Origin of the sequence: Rhodobium gokarnense (assembly GCF_025961475.1) — a bacterium.
Classification (GTDB): domain Bacteria; phylum Pseudomonadota; class Alphaproteobacteria; order Rhizobiales; family Rhodobiaceae; genus Rhodobium; species Rhodobium gokarnense.
Genome location: NZ_JAOQNS010000012.1, coordinates 51,367 through 71,496 on the forward strand (window position 1 = coordinate 51,367; position 20,130 = coordinate 71,496).

Genomic DNA, 20,130 nt, shown 5'->3' on the forward strand with positions numbered 1-20,130 from the left:
CATCATGACGCGCGGCGATCTCCCCTGCTTACGGGAAACTGCGCATCTCCGCTGGTTCAATGATTTTTGCCGGATTGTCAAACCTGAATGCGTTGCGGCGGCACCCGCCGGATGCCGCCCTCGCCGTTTCAGACCGTCGTTTGCAATGCCGCCATGGCTAGCTGGAAACCGCCTCGCCACCGTTCGGATGCAGCACCTGGCCGCTCATGTAGCTGCCGTCCTCGCAGGCGAGAAAGAGATATGACGGCGCCACCTCGTTCGGCTGGCCGGGGCGGCCGAGCGGCGTGTTGGTGCCGAAGGTCTCCACCTTTTCCGGCGGGAAGGAGGCCGGGATCAGCGGCGTCCAGATCGGCCCCGGCGCAACGCCGTTCACGCGGATGCCCTTGTCGGCGAGCTTCGACGCCAGCCCCCGCACCAGCGAGAGGATCGCTCCCTTGGTCGAGGCGTAGTCGAGAAGGACATCCTGGCCGCGATAGGCGGTGACGGACGTCGTCAGGATGATCGACGATCCCTCTTTCAGATGCGGCAGCGCCGCCTGGACGAGGAAGACATTGCCGAAGATGTTGGTGTCGAAGGTCCTGCGCAGTTGCTCCTCGGAGATATCCTCCACATTCTCGCGAGCATGCTGCTCTGCCGCGTTGCCGATGACCACGTCGAGGCGGTCATACGCCTCCACGGTCTCCTCTACGATCCTCTCGCAGCACGTCTTGTCGCCGATATCGCCGCGAAGGAGGATCGCCGTCGATCCCTCCTTCTCGACCAGCTTGCGCGTTTCCTCCGCGTCGCGCCGCTCGTCCTTGTAGGAGAGCGCGAGCCTTGCGCCTTCTCGGGCAAAGAGCACGGCGACCGCGCGGCCGATGCCGGAATCGCCGCCGGTGACCAGCGCCACCTTGTTCTTCAGCCGTCCCGCCCCGGCGTAGCGGGGCCGGTAGTCGGGCAGCGGATCCATCACATATTCGTAGCCGGGCTGGCGGGCCTGCGCCGTTCCCATGGTGTTTTTCCCTCCCTTTTTCATGGCGGTATTTGCCAGATATTTCAGGGGCAAACGGCCATTACCGGGGATTTGTTCCGGTAATCGGCGGAACCGGCATTAACTTTGTTGCGTTGGTCCCGGGAGACAGCCGGAAGACGAAAGGACTCCGAGATGAGACCCCACACCTATCTGACGCTCGCACTGGCGCTGGTCGTGAATGCGGTGTTGGTCGGGATCGCCATCGGCCTTCTCTACAGCGTTCCGGCGCTGGAGGTCTTTGCCGCTTATCTGTTGCCGATCGGAATCATCGTGGCGATCGCCGCAACACCCGCCCTCGCCTGGCGCATCGCCCCCTATCTGCAGTCCGACCGGGACGAGGACCGCGACCACGGCTCGGGCGAGCACATGCATGCCCATCGCGGCGCCCGCTGACACTACGCAACAACACTGCGCCCGGCGGATAGGCCCTGAGCGGTACCGAAAGACTTCCGGTGCCGCCGGTTCGTCATCGCAGCGGCCCGCCCGTCCATGGCTTCACCCGGCGGGCGGGCTTTTCGTCTCCACGACAACGCCTCTTCTCGCCACAGCCCCTTACCGCCCAGGAACACCCGACATGACCAAATATCTGCGTTTTGCCGCCATGATCGCCACGTCGACAGCGGTCATGCTGGTGCTCATGTATCTCAACACCTACGCCCTCGACCACGTGTTCTGGAGCGAAACGCGGGCCTATATGGCGCTGGTGATGGGGGCGGCCATGGCCATCGTCATGCTCGGCTTCATGCGCGGCATGTATCCGAGCACGGGCATCAATATCGGCATCGTCGTCGCGGCGATCGTTGTTTTTGCCGGCGCGCTCTATCTGGTGCGAAGCCAGGACACCGTTGCCGATGTCAGCTGGATGAAGGCGATGATTCCGCACCACTCCATCGCCATATTGACGAGTGAGCGGGCGAACATATCCGATCCGCGGGTGCGCGAGCTCGCCGACGGCATCATTGCGACCCAGCGGCGCGAGATCGCCGAAATGAAGGCGCTGATCGCAGATCTGGAAAGCAAAGAAAGCCGCTGACGTCCCAACGGCGGAGCGCGCCAGGTGATCGATACAGTCCAGACAATATTGAGCGACGGCTTTGCGTCCGCCATTCCGCCGGTCGAAATGGTGGTCCGGCTCGTCGTCGCGGCGGCCCTTGCGGCCGTCATCGGGTTCGAGCGCGAATGGCGCGACCGGCCGGCCGGGCTCCGGACCCACATCCTGGTGGCGATCGCCAGCGCCACCTTCGCGATGATCACGATCGAGATCGTGCAGTTGCCACTGTTTTCCGGCGACAACATGCGCGCCGATCCGCTGCGCCTCGTCGAAGCGATCACCTCCGGCGTCGCGTTCCTCGCCGCCGGCTTCATCATCTTCCACAAGGGCGAGGTGCACGGCGTGACGACCGGCGCCGGGATGTGGCTGGCGGCGTGTATCGGGCTTGCCTCAGGGCTCGGCCTTTTCGCGCTGGCGTTCCTTGCCTGTATTGCCGGGGCAATCGTCGTCGTGCTTTTGCGCCGGCTCGAAGTCCGGCTGAAGTTCAAGGGCCGGCGCTCCAGGAAGACCGAGGAATAGCACTCCCCCTCCCGAGGAACGATTTCCGCGGCGGCTCGTTTTCCCCTGAAGCCGGCACGACATGCGGCCGGGCAACCAGGAGGAGGTTCACATGGGCGAACAGGCCAAAAAGTCCGACCGGACCGAGACGATCAGCGAAGCCGATCTCGCAAACGAGCGCATGGGCAACAACCGGCTCCAGGGCAACGACCAGGAAAGCGTGCGCAACCAGCGCCACAGCCAGCCCGACGTGAAGACGGAGACCGACGGCGTCATCGAATCCTTCGAGAAGCTGGACAAGGAAACGCGTGCCCGCCGCGACCTCGGCAAAGGAAACCGCAAGAGCGAAACCGATAGCTGATCGCAGACGAGAGCCTGACGACTTGAGCCGGGCCGGCGCCGTTTCGAGCGCCGGCCCGCTGCCTTTGGGGACGGTCAAACGTTACAGACAATTCACATTTTCTTCAGGAACATTGCCCGATCCGGCGCGTTGGCCCTCGCAAGAGCGCTGTTGCCCGGTCGACCAACTGACTCCGCCAGAGCGCTCCTCCCAATAATCAAAGGCGGGAGAGCCCCATGACCCACGACCCCCACATCCACGTCTATCGAAAGCCGTCCGCGGCGGCGAAATGGGCGACCATCGTCCTCGGCGCCGTCCTTGCCGTTTGCGGCGCGATCCTTCTCGTCGGCGGCATCTGGCTCGCCAGCCTCGGCGGCTCCTGGTACTACCTCGTCGCCGGCGTCGGCCTTCTCCTCTCCGCGTTTTTCCTGTTCCGCCTGTCGATCACGGGCGTGTGGATCTATGCCGCCGTCTGGTGCGGCACGGTGCTGTGGGCGTTCTGGGAGGTCGGCACCGACTGGTGGGCGCAGGTCCCGCGCATCGTCGCGCCGACCGTCCTCCTCATCCTTGTGCTGCTGACGATCCCGGCGCTTCTGCGCAGGCCCTACCGGCCGCCGGCCGAGACCACGCTCTGACGCGCTTTCCGACATATTTTCCGAACGACCGACCGAAAGGTGACCCCATGTTACCGCTTTCCAATATCTCCCGGATTCTGATCGCCGGCACGCTGTTCGTCGGCGCCGCGGCCGGGGCGGCGAAATCGCAGACGCCCGAAGCGCCGCAGAACCAAACCCAGATGCAGGAGTCCGAGGCGCCGGCAACGCCGTCGAGCCCGGATTCGGCCGAGATGCGGCCCGACAGCCAACCCGCGGCGGAGGGCGGCGATACGGCTGCGTCTGAAACCGGGGACGACGCGAACACGCCGCCGGTCCCTGCCCCGACCTCCGATGTCGTTGATCCAGCGTCCGACGACACCGCGACTGAGGACGCTACGCCCCAGACGGATGCCGCCGCCCCGGCAGCGAGCGAGACCGGCACGGAGCAGCAGGAAGCCTCCGATACCGAGACCAACGAGGCGGCCGCCCCGGAAAGCCTTGCCCGCAGCGAGCCGGCAACGCTTCCCGAGGCCGGCGCCGACTGGCCGTTCTATGGCGGCGGCCCGGGCGCGACGCGCTATTCGCCGCTCGACCAGATCACCCCGGACAACGTCTCCAAGCTGAAGCGCGCCTTCGTCTACCGCACCGGCGACATGCCGACCAAGGAGACCAAGGGCAAGTATTCGCCGGAGAACACGCCGCTGAAGATCGGCGGCACGCTCTATATGTGCACGGCCATGAACAAGATGGTCGCGTTCGATGCGGCCACGGGCAAGGAAAAGTGGCGCTACGATCCGAAGGTCTCGCCCGACGCCATCCCCTATGGCGCGACCTGCCGGGGCGTTTCCGCCTACACCAATCCTGAGGCCGCCGAGGGCGATGCCTGCGCCACCCGCATCATCGAGGGCACGCTCGACGCGCGCCTTATCGCTGTCGACGCGGAAACCGGCGAGCCGTGCGAGGACTTCGGCGAGAACGGTTCCGTCGACCTTTGGGCCGGCATCGGCGACAAGGTGCCCGGCTGGTACGCCGTCACCGCGCCGCCGGCAATCGTGCGTGGCATCGTCGTCACCGGGGCGCAGGTCAAGGACGGCCAGGCCGAGGACGCGCCGTCCGGCGTCATCCGCGGCTATGACGCGATCACCGGCGAGCTTGCCTGGGCCTGGGACCTCGGCAATCCGGAACTGACCGGTCTGCCGCCGGAGGGCGAGACCTATACCCGCGGCACCCCGAACATGTGGACCGCGCCGGTCGGCGACGAGGACCTCGGCTACGTCTACCTGCCGCTCGGCAACTCCGCCGTCGACTATTATGGCGGCAACCGCACCGACGCGGAGAACGAATACGCCAGCTCGCTGGTCGCGCTGGACGTCACCACCGGCAAGCCGGTCTGGCACTTCCAGACCGTCCACTATGACCTTTGGGACTACGATCTCGGCTCGCAGCCGACGCTGGTCGACGTGCCGGTCGGCGGCGAGAAGGTGCCGGCGGTGATCCTGCCCTCCAAGCAGGGCGACATCTACGTGCTGGACCGCAGGACCGGCGACTCGCTGTTCCCGGTCAAGGCGATGAAGGCGCCGAAGGGCGGCGTGGAGACGAGCAGCCTTTCCGACACCCAGCCGGTCTCCGGCTACCACGTGCTGCCGCGCGAACGCCTTACGGAAAAGGACATGTGGGGGTTCAGCCCCATCGACCAGCTCTGGTGCCGCATCCAGTTCCGCGAGGCGACCTATGACGGGCTCTACACCCCGCCGACCGTCGACAAGCACTGGATCCAGTATCCGGGCTACAATGGCGGCTCGGACTGGGGTTCGATCGCCGTCGATCCCGACCGCGGCGTCATCATCGCCAACTACAATCACATCCCGAACCACAACCGGCTGCTCTCCCGCGACGAAGCCGACAAGCGGAACCTGCGCCCGATCTACGAGGACCAGGAGAAGAGTTCCGGCAGCAACGCGGAAGGCGACGGCGACCCGCAGACCGGCTCGCCCTACGCCATCGAGGTCAATGCCGGCTGGCGCGTGCCGTTCACCGGCGTGCCCTGCACCAAGCCGCCCTATGGCGGCATCCAGGCGATCGACCTCGCCACCGGCAAGACGCTCTGGGACGAGCCCATCGGCACGGCACGGCGCAACGGCCCGTTCGGCATCTCCAGCATGCTGCCGTTCCAGATCGGCACGCCGAACAATGGCGGCCCGGTCGTCACCGCGGGCGGCCTCGTCTTCATCGGCGCGGCAACCGATAACCTGTTCCGCGCGATCGACATCAAGACCGGCAAGGTGGTCTGGAGCGACGTCTTGCCGGCCGGCGGCCAGGCCAACCCGATCGTCTATGAGCAGGACGGCCGCGAATACGTGCTGATCATGGCCGGCGGCCACCACTTCATGGAAACGCCGGTCGGCGACTACGTTATCGCTTACGCCCTGCCCAACGGCGACTGACGGAACGGCAACGCCGGCGGAAAACCGCGGCCCGCACGGAAGCGATATCGGTCGCGCCGTGCGGGCCGTTTGCGTTTCGGCCTCCCGCTTACGCCATCGTCACGATGGCCTTGCGGAAGCGGGCGAGCGCGAAGGTGAACAGCGCCGTGCCGATGGCCGCCAGCGCCAGGAGGTTCGGCCAGATCACCGAGCCGTCCGCGCCGCGGAACAGCACCGCCTGGGCGATGATGACGAAATGGGTGTTGGGCGCCGCCATCATGATCGCCTGGACGAAGTCGGGCATGCTCTCGCGCGGCGTGGTGCTGCCGGAAAGCATCTGCAGCGGCAACAGCGTCAGCAGCATCAGGAGCCCGAACTGGGGCATGGAGCGCGCCACCGTGCCGAGGACGATGCCGAGCGACGTGGTGGCGAACAGGTGCAGGGCCGTGCCGAGGAGGAACAGCGCCATGGAGCCTTCGACCGGCACCTTGAGGATGCCCTGGACGATGATCAGAATGGCGAAATAACAGGCGACGAGCACCACGAGCCCCATCGCCCAGACCTTGCTGGTCATGATTTCCAGCGGCGTTACCGGCATCACCAGCAGATGCTCGATGGTGCCGTGCTCGCGCTCGCGGATCAGCGCCGCGCCGGTCAGGATGATCGCCAGCAGCGTCACGTTGTCGATGACGTGCATGACGCCGAGGAAGCGTTCGTTGTCGAGGGTCGGATTGAAGCGCGCCCTCGTGACCAGGTTGACGGTGGTGTCCGGGACGTCCCGATAGCGTTTCAGGAAGGCGTTCACCTCGCCGGTGACGATGTTCTGGATCACCGCATTGCCGGTGAAGGCCTGGGTCATTCGGGTCGCGTCGACCGAGAGCATGATGGTCGGCTTCTTGCCGGCGAGCAGGTCGCGCTGGAAATCGGGCGGGATGTCGAGGGCGAAGGTATCGAGGCCGATGTCCATGCGCCGGTCGAGCTCCTGCGGCTTGATCATCTGCGGGGGCAGGAAGTCCGGCGGATAGAAGGCGCCGGCGATGCGGGCGGCGAGCGGCGAGCTGTCCTCATCGACGATGGCGATGGGTGCGCGATGCAGGGTCTCCTTCATCGCCGTTGCCGCTGTGTAGATGGAAAAGGTGAAGGCGTAGACGATCAGCACCAGCATGATCGGGTCGCGGGCAAGGCTGCGCAGCTCCTTGATGCCGAGATGGAGGACGTTGGCAAGCCGCATGGTCAGCGCTCCTGCTTGGTCAGCACGGCCGCCGACAGGGCCAGCAGCACCGGCACGGTCAATGCCAGGAACAGGAAGGGCTGGGCCAGATCGGCAAAGCCGAGCGCCTTGGAAAAGGTGCCCCTGGCGATGAGGATGAACTGGGAGGCCGGGAACACCTCGCCGATCACCCGCCCTGCCCCGCTCAGCGAGGAGACCGGGTTGATCATGCCGGAGAACTGCACCGCCGGGATCAGGGTGATCACCGCGGTGCCGAAAATCGCCGCGATCTGGCTCTTCATGAAGGCCGAGACCAGGAGGCCGAGGGCCGTCGCCGCGCCGATGTAAAGCAGGGCGCCGGCGCAAAGCGCCAGGAAACTGCCCTTCACCGGCACGCCGAAGACGGTGACCGCGAAGAACGTCAGAAGCAGGAAGGATCCGAAGCCGAGCGCCACATAGGGGACCTGCTTGCCCAACAGGAATTCCAGCCGCGTGGTCGGCGTGACGTAAAAATTGGTGATCGAGCCGAGTTCCTTTTCCCGCACGACGCTGAGCGCGGTGAGCATTGCCGGGATCATCAGAAGCAGGATCGGGATCACCGCCGGCACCATGGCAACGAGGCTTTCCACATCCGGGTTGTAGCGGTAGCGGGTGTTGATGGTGATCGCCGGTTCCGCCGCCGCGCCCTGCCGCATCTGCCGCGCCTTGGCGAGGAGCCAGGTGCCGTGCATGCCCTCCACATAGCCCTTCACCGTTTCGGCCCGTTGCGGCATGGCGCCGTCAATCCACACGGCCACCTCGACCGATTTTCCGCGGGCGACGTCGCGGGCGAAATTCGGCGGGATTTCTACTGCGAGCGCGATCTCGCCGGCGCGCATGCGCTCATCGAGGTCGGCGTGGCTCGCAAGCGGCGGCTTTTCGATGAAATAGCGCGAGCCGGAAATGTTGAGGGCGTAGTCACGGCTGAGCGTGGTGTCGTCGCGGTCGAGGACGGCAAAGGTCAGGTCTTCGACATCGAGCGTGATGCCGTAACCCATGACGAACATCAGGATGACGCTGCCGAGCACCGCCAGCATCAGCCGGACCGGATCGCGGCGCAGCTCCAGCCGCTCGCGCCGGGCATAGCTGGCGAGACGGCGCAGGTCGAAGCGGCGCTGGGTGGCAGCCGGAGCGCCGGCGGTCTCCTGCAGCGGCACGGCCGGGGCATCGCTTGTCGCCGGCCCCTCGCCGGAGGCCTCCTCCAGATAGGCGATGAAGGCGGTCTCAAGGTCCCTGGCGTCGCGCCTCTCGACGATCGCTGCCGGCGTATCGGTGACCAGCACCGTGCCGGCATGCATCAGCGAGATGCGGTCGCAGCGCTCGGCCTCGTTCATGAAATGGGTGGAGACGAAGATGGTGACGCCATCTCGCCGAGACAGCTCGCCCAGAATGCGCCAGAAGCCGTCGCGGGCGACCGGATCGACGCCCGACGTCGGCTCGTCGAGGATCAGCATTTCCGGCTTGTGGACCATGGCCACGGCCAGCGACAGGCGCTGGCGATGACCGAGCGGCAGGCTGTCGGGCAGCGCGTCGGCGAATTCGGTGAGGTCGAAGCGCTCCAGCATTTCCGCGACCCGCGCCGGGATATCCGCGGGCGCGACCTGGAACAGGCGGGCGTGCAGGTCGAGGTTCTGGCGCACCGTCAGTTCGGTATAGAGCGAGAAGGCCTGGGACATGTAGCCGACGCGCCGGCGGGTCGCCATGTCGTCCGCCTCCACCGCATGGCCGAACAGCCAGGCCTCGCCCTCGCTCGGCGGCAACAGCCCGGTCAGCATCTTCATGGTCGTCGTCTTGCCGCAGCCGTTTGAGCCGAGAAAGCCGAAGATCTCGCCGCGCGTGATCTTGAGGCTGACATCGTTGACGGCGGTGAAGTCGCCGAAGCGCCGGGTGAGACCCCGCGCCTCTATGGCGATCGCGTCGCCGGCGCCTTCGGGCCGCGGCGGCATCACCACCGGCTGGTGCGCGGCGCGTTTTTCCTCCGGAAGGAGGGCGATGAAGGCGGCTTCCAGCGTCTTTGTGCCCGTCTCCTCGCGGATGCCTTCCGGCGTACCGGTGGCGAGCACCGCGCCGGCATCGAGCGCGACCAGCCAGTCGAACCGCTCCGCCTCCTCCATATAGGCCGTTGCGACGACGACGGTCATGCCCGGCCGGCCGCGGCGGATGTCGTCGATCAGCGCCCAGAACTGGCGCCGCGACAGCGGATCGACGCCGGTGGTCGGCTCGTCGAGGATCAAAAGATCCGGATCGTGAATGAGGGCGCAGCAAAGGCCGAGCTTCTGCTTCATGCCGCCGGAGAGCTTTCCCGCCGGCCGGTCGAGGAAGGGCTTCAGGCCCGTCGCCTCGGTCAGTTCGTCGATGCGGCGCTCGCGCTCCTTGCGGTCGTGGCCGAACAGGCGGGCGAAGAAATCGATGTTCTCGAACACCGACAGCGTCGCATAGAGGTTCTTGCCGAGGCCCTGGGGCATATAGGCGATGCGCGGGCAGACCTCGTGGCGATGGCGGATCGAGGCCATGTCGCCACCGAGAACGCTCAGCGTTCCCGTCTGCAGCGCACGGGCGCCGGAGACGAGCGCCAGCAGGCTCGACTTGCCGACGCCGTCCGGGCCGATCAGCCCGGTCATCGTTCCGGCCGGAATGTCGAGATCGACGGCACCCAGCGCCACGGTCTTACCGTAGCGAAGGCCAACGCCCCTCAGCCGGGCGATCGGATCCAGCGCCTCGCCTCCCTGCGATGCCGGCGGCTCCTTACCGGACATCGGGCAGCCTGACGGCCAGGTGCTCCGGCCATTCCGCCTCAGGGTTGAGCCGCACATAGGCCATGCCCGGCAGGCCGGTCTTCACGAAGCGGATGTATTTTTTGAGGGTCCCGGCATCGACCTTGGCCTTGAGGCGGAAGGTCAGCTTCTGGCGCTCCTCCTCCGTCTCAACGGTCTTCGGCGTGAACTGGGCGACGTCCGCGACATAGGAGATTTCGGCAGGCACCACGTATTGCGGCGCGGCATCCAGCACGATGCGGGCTTCGGCGCCGATGGCGATGCGGCCGGCCGCGGAGGTCGGCAGGAAGAAGGTCATGTAGACGTCGGCAAGGTCGACGATGTTGACGACCGTGCCGCCCGCGGCAATCACCTCGCCCGGCTGCGCGACGCGGTACTGGACACGGCCGTCGCGCGGCGCGGTCAGGGTGGTGTCGGCGATGTCCGTGCGGATGCGGTCGAGCGTCGCCTCACCCGCCTCGACCGCAGCCTCGGCGGAGATCACCTGGGCCTTGGCATAGCCGATCGCGGCGTCGGTGCCGGCGAGCGTTGCCTCCGCGGCGCTGACGGCGGCCTTGGCACTCTGGAAGCTGGCGCGGTCGTCGTCGCGCTTCTGAAGGGTCGCGGTGCCGCGCGTCGCCAGCTCTTCGGTGCGGGTCAACTGCTTGGTGGCGGCGTCGAGTTCCGCCTGGCGTTGGGCGACCGTCGCCTTGGCCGCCGCGTTCTCCGCCTGGCGCTGGACGACGAGGCTTTTCGCCGTCTCCACGCCGATCCGCGCCTGTTTCAGGGCCGCCTCGGCCTCACGCAAGCGCGCCTTCAGCGTCGCGGTCTCCATCTGGGCAACGGTGTCGCCCGCCGTGACGAAATCGCCGTCATTGACGGAAATCTCCTCGACCCGGCCCGCGGTCTTGGTGGCGATGTCGATCTCCACCGCCTCGATGCGCCCGTTGGAGGCCGCGAACCCGTCCGGCAGCTCGTCGCGCTGCAGATAGTTCCAGCCGACAAAGGCGAGCGCGCCGCCGATGACGACAACGAGGAGCCCGACGGCAAACCCCGGCTTCTTCATGATCTCTCGCCTCTTCTTATGCGACCGGCCCGGCATCTAAGGCCGGATGCGTTCAAACGAACGTCCCCCGCCCTGCCCCGGTCGTCCCCATCGGCGCATGCCCCCATCCCGGGAACGCTCGCCGCTCCCCGCGAACGGCACGCGCTTGCAGCCGTCTCTCCCCAAGACCGGTCCGGCTTCTGGAAGAGACGCTTGGGCGACGGCGAAACACTACGCGATTCGCAACGAAGACCGTCGTCCGTCGCTTATCTGGGAAGCCCATCGGGGCCAACCAAGGGCGGCGGCCTGCGTTCAAGTGACGCCCGCCGTTTCGACGACGCCGCGCGGGGGCCCGGCGAAAAATCCGGGGTTTGAAACGCGCTCACCGGTCAATGTCTTGCATTGTGCCGAACGCTCGGGCATATCTCGGCGAACCGGAGACGTGGCCGAGTGGCTGAAGGCGCTCCCCTGCTAAGGGAGTATACGCTGAACCGCGTATCGTGGGTTCGAATCCCACCGTCTCCGCCATTCGATGTATCTCGCGCCGGTTCGCTTTGCTCACGGCTCCGATGGGGCGGCCTGGCCGGCCGACGCCCGGTCGGGCTTGCGAACCCGGTGGGTTCGAAGGTGCTCCGAATCCTCCGCCACTCACTATTGCGCCCACGCCAATCTCACTTCGTTCGATGGCTCCGCGGGGGCGGCCTGAGCGGCCGGCGCCTGTTCGGGCTTGCAAACCCGATGGGTTCGAAGGCGGCGCCTCCCTTTCTGCCATTTTTCGTCGTAAATTATTGAAAGTAATTTGTTTTTCTTTGGCGATCCGATGTCGATCTCATAGTTGCCGACATTTCAGGTTACATCCAACAGCACTGTTTTGATCGCCGCTGCAATATGCGCGGTCTCTTTCCACGAAGGCGCCGTGACCTGCTTTCTGTGCTAAAAAGGCTGAGCAACGGTACCGCTCTCCATAGATCGGGTCGTCGTCGGACGACCGTCTTCGATTGACCTATTCCGCAGGCGAAATGCGCTCAAAGCGTCCCTCACCCCACACGCTCAACGCCTTCGAAGCCGCGGCACGCCTTGGATCGTTTTCCAAAGCGGCGGCCGAACTGGGGGTCACGCAGCCTGCCGTCAGCCGCGCGATTGCCGCGCTCGAGGCGGAGGTCGGGGAACAGTTGTTCCAGCGCTCGGGCCCGAATGTGCAGCTGACACCCAAGGGCGCGGAGCTCAGTACCTTGCTCTCGGACGCCTTCACGTCGCTCGAGACGCTGTTCGCGCGCTGGCGGGCGAACCGGGATCGCGGATCGGTTCTGCTGTCGATCTCCTCCTCCATGGCGACACATTGGTTGATCCCGAGATTGTTCGACTTCCGGCAGCTCTTTCCCAATGTCGATCTGCGGTTCGAGCTGATCGCGGGCGCTATCGGCAGCGCTCCCATCACTGCGGATCTGGGGCTGCGGCGGGTCGAACCGGGACAGTCCGCCGAACCGGACTCGCTCTATGTCCCGGAGATCATCCAGCCGATCGCCTCGCCGGAATATCTGCGCCGCATGGGGCCCCTCGGGCGTACGGGAGCGCGGCGGCCGCACACGCTGATCACGCTCAGCAACCACTGGTGCGACTGGCCGAAATTCGCAGCGGAAAGCGGACTTGCCCTGCCGAAAGAATTCAACGAGATGCAGTTTTCGGATTACTCGGTCGCACTGGAATCCGCCATCAACGGGCAAGGCGTCGTGCTGGGATGGCTTTCGGTCACCTCACGGCTGATCCGCATGCGGAAACTGGTTGGCGCCGCGGATGCCGCCTATTCCACCGGAGCGACCTACAACCTGATTACGAACAGTGCCTTTCCTCCGAGCGATCTCGTCAGGAAAGTTCGGGCCTGGATGCAGAAGGAGGTGCGCGCGGAGCTTGAGGCTATCGAAAAATCGGAACGCCTCTTTGCCGCGGCCTGCAATATCGCCCTCGCCACGACCTGACCCTGGACAGTCCACGCCGCGCCGTTGTGGCCTGCGGAGCCTTTGCGCCGGGACCGGCCTGCAGCATTTCGGCTGAATCCTGCCTCAGGCTTGCGCCGAAACGTTCAAAAAAAGGAAAGGCGACGAAGGTCCAACCTCGATTTGGGCCGCAATGTGGCGCCATCATAACTGTCAGTAATGATGACTATGCGCCAGACTGGGCAGTGGCTGCCACTGGTTATCCTATCCCATTGAAAAATATTATATAATTTTTGGTTTTTGGCGGTTTTGACACGTTTCTTCCGATCGCTGATCGTCCTCTGGATGCCGCCTCTGCCGGCCTAGTTATAAAAACAGGACATCCAAGTGAAGATCACCTCTGCAACCGTCTACCATGTCAAAGGCGAAGGACTGAAGCCGATTATCCTGAAGCTTGAGACCGATGCCGGCATCGTCGGGCTCGGCGAGCCCGCGCCCTCCTTTGGCTGCGGCGGCGGCGGTACGGTCGGGATGATCAAGGATCTTTGCGAGCGCTTCATCGTCGGCCAGGACCCGACCCGGATCAACGCGCTGACGGCCGAGATGATCGACCAGTCCTTCTGGCTGCGCAATCCCGGCGGCATCGCCAGCTCCGCTCTCAGCGCGATCGAACTGGCGCTGTGGGACATCCGGGCACGCGCCCTGGACGTCCCGGTCTACGACCTGTTCGGCGGGCGGATGCGCGACGGCCTCGATTACTATGCCAACGGCTGGTATTTCGGCGCGAAATCCAAGGCCGAGGTGATCAGCCAGGCCGAGGCGGCGGTCAAGGACGGGCATCGCGCCCTCAAGATGTATCCCCTTGCGCGGATCCGGCCCAACGGCACGCTTTGCCACCCGAGCAACCGGTTCGCCGACGACCGCATGCTTGTCGCCGAAGCCGTCGCCTTCGTCCGCGATGTGCGCGCCGCGATCGGGCCCGACGTCCTGCTCATGCTCGACCTTGCCGGCGGCCTGTCCCATGGCGATACGATCCGCTTCTGCCGCGAGATCGAGGACTACGACATTTCCTTCGTCGAAGAGATTATCGACCCCGGCGATTTGGGAGCGATGGCCCAAATCGCACCGCATATCAACATTCCGATCGCGACGGGTGAACGGCATTTCCTGTTGAACGGCTACCGCGATCTCCTGGAGACCCGGTCGGTCAGCATCCTGCAACCCGATGTCGGCAGCGTCGGCGGCTTCGCCGAAGCGTTCAAGGTGGCGGCCCTTGGCGAGGCCTACGGGCTCAAGCTGCAGCCGCATGTCTGTGCAGGTTCGGTCGGGGTGGCCATCGGCATGCATCTGAGCGCCTGCATCCGCAACTTCTATATCCAGGAACATTTCCCCTACTGGTCGACCATCCCGGGCTACATCGAGGTGGCGACCGAGAGCTTCGAGTCCTGCGCGCGCAACGGTGCACTTCCGATCCCGGAAGGCCCGGGGTTCGGCGTCACGCTGAACGACGCGGTCATGCGCGACCACGTCTTTGCGCATCTCGATTGAAACGTGCCGGCACCCCAAACCAAAACAAACACCATCCAGCAAGGAGCACTACAATGAGCAAGACGACCAAGACACTCCCGCCGACCCCGACGCGCCGGCGCTTCCTCGAAGGGCTCGGCACCGGCATTCTGGCGGCGCCGTTCGTCCTGTCGGCGCGCCGCACGCTGGCCGCGGATGCCCTGGTCCTGGTCACCTGGGGCGGCGCCTATGCGGATGTCATCCGCAAGGCCATCACCACACCCTTCACCGAGGAAACCGGGATCGGCGTGACGCTGGTCAGCGGCCCGGACCTGTCCAAGGCCAAGGCGCAGGTCACCACCGGGAACCTGGAATGGGATCTTTACGACGGCAGCGGCGGCTCAATGCACAACGCCGCCAAGGAAGGGCTGTTCGAGGAGCTCGATACCAGCGTCATCGACACGTCCAACCTTGTGGGCGAGGCGACGGCGCACGCGATGCCGTTCCTGATCTATGCCGGCGGCATTGCCTTTGACCCGGAGCGCACGCCCAGCCCGCCCCGCACCTTCAAGCAGCTCTTCGATGGCGATGCCTATCCCGGCCGCATCGGCCTGCGCACCCGCGTTTCCGAAACGCTCGAGATCGCGCTCCTGGCCGACGGCGTCGACCCCAAGGATCTCTACCCGCTCGATGTCGACCGGGCCTTTGCTGCGCTCGAAAGGATCAAGCCGCGCGTGGCCAAATGGATTGCGCAGACCCCGCAGACCATCAGCCTCCTGAGCAGCAACGAGATCGACTATTCCTACACCTATAATGGCCGGGTCGCGTCTGCGAAGGCCGATGGCTTGAGCATCGACTTCTCGACGGATCAGACGATCCTCATGACCCAGTACTATTCGGTTCTGAAGGGCTCCCCCAAACGGGAGCAGGCAATGGCATACATCGCCTATGCCACCCGCCCCGAGGTGCAGACGCGCCTGTCCGAGGCCTATTATTCCGTTCCCGTGCGCCCCGGCGCGCTGGACCAGGTGGCGCCCGAGGTCAAGGCTCTGCTTCCGGACCCGAAGGACCCCCGCACGGTGCTGCTGAAGGAAGCCTTCTGGGCCGACAACTTCATCACGCTGGACCGGCGCTTCAAGGAATTCCTGCTCGCCTGAGGCGCATTCGCGGCCGCCGCAATGCCGGGAAACACCCCGGCATTGCGGGCATTTCGGGGGAAACGCATGTCGCCGCTTTTCCCGGATTGCCCTATGGAGGGTTAGGAGACCACCATGACCACACCCCTGCTCCGGCGCGACGGCAGGACCCGGAAAATGCTGAACCGGCTGGGCTTCGGCAGCTTCCTGCTGCCGCTGACCCTGTTCATGCTCCTCGTCTTTTGCCTCCCTCTGATCGGGGTGATCCGCACAAGCATCTGCGACGGCGATTGCTCGCTCGTGGCGTATTCGGATTTCGCCACCGGCAAGCTGTTTCACCGTGCGCTGACCAACACGCTTTCGATCGGCTTCATTACCGGGCTCGTCTCGGTGACTTGCGGCTATTTCGTGGCCTATCACCTGTCGCGCATGACCGCGCGCAGGCGACGGCTCTTTCTTGTGCTGGTCATGCTGCCGTTCTGGACCTCGATCCTGGTCAAGAGCTTTGCCTTCACCGTGATCCTGGGCACCGACGGCATCATCAACAACGCCCTCCAGGCGGTGACGGGGACCGATATCGTTATCCCCATGATCTTCAACCGTGCCGGTGTGATCATCGGCATGGCCCATTGGCTCATTCCCTTCGCCGTTTTTCCGATCCTCAGCAGCCTGCTGTCACAGGACAAGGCGCTGCGCGATGCGGCCGAGATCATGGGCGCGCGCCCGTGGGACATCTTCTGGAAGGTCACCTTTCCGCTGAGCCTGCCCGGCGTCATCGCCGGCGGCCTGATGTCCTCGGTGATCGGCATGGGCAGCTTCGTCACGCCGGCGCTCCTCGGCGGTCGACGCGACATGATGATGGCCAACCTCGTGGATTTCTACGTCCGCGAGGCACTCGACTGGCGCATGGCCTCGGCCATCGCGGTGATCCTCGTTCTCATCGCGCTGTTGATCCTGTCGCTCGCCGCCTGGCTGCGGCAGCGCCAGGAAAGAGGAGCCGTGGCATGAGCACCAATCCTTCCAGTTCGGGGACCCCGATGCGCTTCCTGACCAGAAACCTGAGCCTGCCCGTCCTTGTGACCTGGCTGATCTACGTCTTCCTGCTCGTGCCGTCGCTCGTCGTGATCCCGATTTCGTTCGGCACCTCGAACGAGCTGGTCTTTCCCCCGCAGGACTGGGGGCTGGACCTGTATCGCCGCGCGCTCGATCCCGCCGAGGGTTGGCTCTCGGCGGCCGGCCGCAGCACGATGCTGGGCATTCTGGCGACCGCCATCGCCCTCTTAATGGGGGTGCCGGCCGCCTATGGCCTGTCGCGCTCGCGGTTTCCCGGCCAGAAGGCCCTGACCTTCATGCTGATGAGCCCGATCTTCGCGCCCACCATCGTGGTGGCGCTCGCGCTCTATCTCTATTTCGCGACACTCGGCATGACCGGGACGATGGTCGCTCTGGCGATGTCCCACGCGGTGGTGATCACGCCGTTCATTCTGGTGACGACGCTGTCCGGGCTGAAGCATCTGGACCGCAACATCGAGAACGCGGCCATGGTGATGGGCGCGACGCGGCTCCAGATCTTCTTTCACGTGGTTCTGCCGGCGTTGAAAGGCTCGGTCCTGACGGGCGGGTTGTTCGCGTTCCTGCTGTCCTTCGACGAGGTGATCGTGTCGTGGTTCATCGCGCGCAGCGACCAGCCGACGCTGCCCGTCAAGATGTACAGTTCGATCCAGTGGGAAATCTCGCCCGTGCTTTCAGCGATCTCCACCTTCCTCGTCGCGATCACGGTGGTTGGCTCCGTCGTGGCGGCATTCACCAGTTCGGCCGAAACCGACGGCATCTGACTGTCGACCGGATCCTCCAAAGGTGGCCCTATGACGATCAACAAACTTTCGCTGCAACAGGTTTCCAAGGCCTACGGGTATGTGGACGCCCTGCATCCGACCGACCTGAACGTCGCCGAGGGCGAATTCGTGACGCTTCTGGGGCCGAGCGGCTCGGGCAAATCGACCCTGCTCAAGATCATTGCCGGGATGGAACGGCCGAGTGGCGGCCGTGTTTTCATCAACGGGCGGGACACGACCGAGACGCCCGTTCGCGAACGCGACCTGGGCATGGTCTTCCAGAACTATGCGCTGATGCCGCATCTGAGTGTCTTCGACAACGTCGCCTTTCCACTGAAGGTGCGAAAGACCGGGGCCGAGGAGATCAGGCGGAAGGTCGGCGAAGCGCTGGGAACCGTGCAGCTGGCGCATCTGGCCGACCGCAAGCCCCAGGCGCTGTCCGGCGGACAGCAGCAGCGCGTGTCGATCGCCCGCGCCATCGTCTACAATCCGTCTCTGGTGCTGATGGACGAGCCCCTGGGCGCGCTCGACAAGAAGCTGCGCGAACAGCTTCAGCATGAGATCAAGCAACTGCACGAGCGGCTCGGAATCACGATCCTCTATGTGACGCACGATCAGCAGGAAGCGATGTCGATGTCGGATCGGATCGCCCTGATGAACGACGGGCGGATCGAGCAGCTCGGCGCGCCGCGCGAGCTCTATTTCTCTCCCAAGACCGCTTTCGCGGCCGATTTCCTGGGCAATTCCAACTTCATCGACGCGACCGTATCGGAAATCTCGAACGCCGGGACGCGTTGCCGCCTGTCCGGCGGCGCGGAATTGCTGGCTCCCCGGCGCGACGGCGTCCGGCAAGGCGACGCGGTCCGGCTGATGGTCCGGCCGGAGCACATACACCTGATCGGCGACAACGGTGCCGCCGAGGACAACGTCCTTTCGGCGTCGTCGCTCGGCCCCACCTTCTTCGGCGATGCCCTGGAAATCCGGGCGCAGATCGCCGGCGGTCCGGAGATATCGGTGAAGGTCGCGAACAATTTCGATGTGGCGGCGGCGGCACCGGGCCAGCCCTTACGGCTCGGCTGGTCGTCCGACCATACCCACCTGTTCGCATCCGAGTCCGGCCGATGACCCGGCCAACCGCTCCGTGCGATCTCGGGGCGATCGAGGCCCGGGAGCTGATCGCGAGCGGCGCGCTTTCCGCCCGAGAACTGGCGGAATCCTGCATCGCGCGGGTCGAAGCGGTGGACCCCGCCGTCAATGCCCTGGTCGCGCGCGATTTCGACACGTTTCGGGACCGCGCGAGAGAGGCCGACGCCAGGCAGGCGGCCGGCCTGCCGCTGGGGCCGCTGCACGGCCTGCCATTCGCGGTCAAGGACATGATCGACGTGGCCGGACTGCCGACGACCTTCGGCTCCGAGATCTTCAGAGACAATATCGCCAAGGCGGATGATCCGATCGTGACGGCGCTCCGCCAGGCCGGCGCATTGCCGATCGGCAAGACGAACACGCCGGAATGGAGTGCCGGGGCCAACTCCCGCAACCGCGTCTGGGGCACGACGGCAAACCCTTACGACCTTTCGCTCAATTGCGGCGGCTCTTCCGGCGGGTCGGCGGTGGCGCTTGTCTGCGGTTTCGCGCCCCTGGCGACCGGATCGGATACGGGCGGCAGCCTCAGGACCCCCGCCGCCTTCAACGGCGTCGTCGGGTTTCGCCCCTCCCCCGGCGTCGTGCCCGGACATTCGCGGTCGATCGCGACACTGTCGATCACCACGGCGGGACCGATGGCCAGATCGGTCGCGGACTGCGGTCTCATGCTCTCCGTCATGGCGGTTGCGGACCGGTACGATCCCTTCACGACCGTGACGGCCGACGGGACGCCGTGGACATCGAGCCGCTTTGCCGATCTGCCGCGCGTCGACCTCTCCCGGCTGCGTTTCGCCGTCACCGAGGACTTCGGGTTTGCCCCCACCGAGGGCGCGACGCGCGCGACATTCCGCTCTGTCATGTCGGACCTTGCCTCCTTCCTGCCGAAGATCGACGAGCGCCACCCCGACTGCACCGGCGCCGACCGGATTTTCGCGGTATTGCGGGCCTTGCTGTTTCTTGGCGCCCATGACCGCTATGTCTCCGAGCAGCCCGACCATGTCGGCCGGAACGTCACCGACAATGTGATCGAGGCGCGTGGGTATTCCGCGGCCGACGTGGCAGAGGCGATGTATGCGCAGAGTGCCTATTACAGGCGTTGGCAGGATTTCTTTGAATCTTGCGACTATCTGATCGCGCCCACGGTCACCGCCGGCCCCCGCGACTGGCACGAAAACGCCCCGCTGGAGATCGACGGGCGCAAGCTCGACAGCTACTACCACTGGCTTGCGCTGGCCTATGCCTCGACCATCGCCGGGCATCCGGCGATATCGATCCCCTGCGGCCGGTATCCGGGCGGCGTTCCCTTCGGGCTTCAGATCATCGGCCGGCGGCATGATGACCTCGGCGTCCTGGCGGTTACTGCACAGATCGAACGCCTCATCGCGGGATCATCGAATCTGGCGCCCGTGGCCCCGGACCTCAACGGTCTGATGGCCGCCCCGCCGCTTTCGTCCCGTCATGGGTTCCTGGACGTCGAGTGACCCCAAAACGGGATCGCTCATTTTGAAAGACAGCCGAATATTGAGGGCCAGTTCAGACGGCAATCGCCCGAATCTGCCCGATCTCATGTCACGCATGTCATGCCATGGCGGCTCGAATATCGACGCCA

Annotated in this window: 17 protein-coding genes and 1 tRNA gene; 14 read left to right on the forward strand and 4 right to left on the reverse strand. The window is 65.3% G+C overall.

Annotation, left to right across the window (positions count from 1 at the left end; genetic code table 11):
• Positions 1–157 precede the first annotated feature (157 nt).
• Positions 158–991 (reverse strand): SDR family oxidoreductase, encoded by an 834-nt coding sequence (locus M2319_RS18480; RefSeq protein ID WP_264602945.1) that lies wholly within the window; start codon positions 989–991, stop codon positions 158–160.
• Positions 992–1,144: 153 nt separating this feature from the next.
• Between M2319_RS18480 and M2319_RS18485 the strand changes: the two genes are divergently transcribed.
• The 6 genes from M2319_RS18485 to M2319_RS18510 all read left to right on the forward strand — a co-directional run bounded on the left by M2319_RS18485 (position 1,145) and on the right by M2319_RS18510 (position 5,941).
• A complete protein-coding gene (locus M2319_RS18485) occupies positions 1,145–1,405 on the forward strand; it encodes a hypothetical protein (RefSeq protein ID WP_264602946.1) in 261 nt (86 codons plus the stop codon).
• Between the two features lie 181 nt (positions 1,406–1,586).
• On the forward strand, positions 1,587–2,045 hold the full coding sequence (locus tag M2319_RS18490) for a DUF305 domain-containing protein (RefSeq protein WP_264602947.1): 459 nt from the start codon (positions 1,587–1,589) through the stop codon (positions 2,043–2,045).
• A gap of 24 nt (positions 2,046–2,069) precedes the next feature.
• Positions 2,070–2,582, forward strand: coding sequence for an MgtC/SapB family protein (locus M2319_RS18495; RefSeq protein WP_319801798.1), 513 nt, complete (start codon positions 2,070–2,072; stop codon positions 2,580–2,582).
• Positions 2,583–2,673: 91 nt separating this feature from the next.
• A complete protein-coding gene (locus M2319_RS18500; protein WP_264602948.1) occupies positions 2,674–2,922 on the forward strand; it encodes a hypothetical protein in 249 nt (82 codons plus the stop codon).
• A 215-nt stretch (positions 2,923–3,137) separates the two neighbouring features.
• Positions 3,138–3,536 carry a hypothetical protein gene (locus tag M2319_RS18505; protein ID WP_264602949.1) on the forward strand — a complete coding sequence of 133 codons (399 nt, stop codon included), beginning with the start codon at positions 3,138–3,140 and terminating at the stop codon, positions 3,534–3,536.
• Positions 3,537–3,583: 47 nt separating this feature from the next.
• On the forward strand, positions 3,584–5,941 hold the full coding sequence (locus M2319_RS18510; RefSeq protein ID WP_264602950.1) for a pyrroloquinoline quinone-dependent dehydrogenase: 2,358 nt from the start codon (positions 3,584–3,586) through the stop codon (positions 5,939–5,941).
• A gap of 88 nt (positions 5,942–6,029) precedes the next feature.
• Here the strand turns inward: M2319_RS18510 and M2319_RS18515 are convergent, their stop codons facing one another.
• Genes M2319_RS18515 through M2319_RS18525 form a run of 3 tightly spaced genes read right to left on the reverse strand, consistent with a single transcriptional unit; the run spans position 6,030 to position 10,988 of the window.
• Positions 6,030–7,151, reverse strand: a complete 1,122-nt coding sequence (locus M2319_RS18515) for an ABC transporter permease (RefSeq protein WP_264602951.1) — start codon at positions 7,149–7,151, stop codon at positions 6,030–6,032.
• 2 nt (positions 7,152–7,153) lie between these two features.
• Positions 7,154–9,925, reverse strand: a complete 2,772-nt coding sequence (gene rbbA, locus M2319_RS18520; RefSeq protein WP_264602952.1) for a ribosome-associated ATPase/putative transporter RbbA — start codon at positions 9,923–9,925, stop codon at positions 7,154–7,156.
• Positions 9,915–10,988 carry an HlyD family secretion protein gene (locus tag M2319_RS18525; RefSeq protein ID WP_264602953.1) on the reverse strand — a complete coding sequence of 358 codons (1,074 nt, stop codon included), beginning with the start codon at positions 10,986–10,988 and terminating at the stop codon, positions 9,915–9,917. The genes rbbA and M2319_RS18525 overlap by 11 nt, the downstream gene beginning before the upstream one ends.
• A gap of 415 nt (positions 10,989–11,403) precedes the next feature.
• Between M2319_RS18525 and M2319_RS18530 the strand changes: the two genes are divergently transcribed.
• The 8 genes from M2319_RS18530 to M2319_RS18565 all read left to right on the forward strand — a co-directional run bounded on the left by M2319_RS18530 (position 11,404) and on the right by M2319_RS18565 (position 20,002).
• Positions 11,404–11,495, forward strand: a tRNA-Ser gene (locus M2319_RS18530).
• 470 nt (positions 11,496–11,965) lie between these two features.
• Positions 11,966–12,943 carry a LysR family transcriptional regulator gene (locus M2319_RS18535; protein ID WP_264602954.1) on the forward strand — a complete coding sequence of 326 codons (978 nt, stop codon included), beginning with the start codon at positions 11,966–11,968 and terminating at the stop codon, positions 12,941–12,943.
• Between the two features lie 345 nt (positions 12,944–13,288).
• On the forward strand, positions 13,289–14,449 hold the full coding sequence (locus M2319_RS18540) for a mandelate racemase/muconate lactonizing enzyme family protein (RefSeq protein WP_264602955.1): 1,161 nt from the start codon (positions 13,289–13,291) through the stop codon (positions 14,447–14,449).
• 53 nt (positions 14,450–14,502) lie between these two features.
• Positions 14,503–15,564, forward strand: coding sequence for an ABC transporter substrate-binding protein (locus M2319_RS18545; RefSeq protein WP_264602956.1), 1,062 nt, complete (start codon positions 14,503–14,505; stop codon positions 15,562–15,564).
• A gap of 114 nt (positions 15,565–15,678) precedes the next feature.
• Positions 15,679–16,551, forward strand: coding sequence for an ABC transporter permease (locus tag M2319_RS18550; RefSeq protein ID WP_264602957.1), 873 nt, complete (start codon positions 15,679–15,681; stop codon positions 16,549–16,551).
• The gene (locus tag M2319_RS18555) at positions 16,548–17,378 is read left to right on the forward strand and encodes an ABC transporter permease (RefSeq protein WP_264602958.1); all 831 of its coding nucleotides are present in this window, start codon (positions 16,548–16,550) and stop codon (positions 17,376–17,378) included. Before M2319_RS18550 ends, M2319_RS18555 begins: the two co-directional genes overlap by 4 nt.
• 30 nt (positions 17,379–17,408) lie before the next feature.
• The gene (locus tag M2319_RS18560; protein WP_264602959.1) at positions 17,409–18,503 is read left to right on the forward strand and encodes an ABC transporter ATP-binding protein; all 1,095 of its coding nucleotides are present in this window, start codon (positions 17,409–17,411) and stop codon (positions 18,501–18,503) included.
• Positions 18,500–20,002, forward strand: a complete 1,503-nt coding sequence (locus M2319_RS18565) for an amidase (protein ID WP_264602960.1) — start codon at positions 18,500–18,502, stop codon at positions 20,000–20,002. Before M2319_RS18560 ends, M2319_RS18565 begins: the two co-directional genes overlap by 4 nt.
• Positions 20,003–20,130 lie beyond the last annotated feature (128 nt).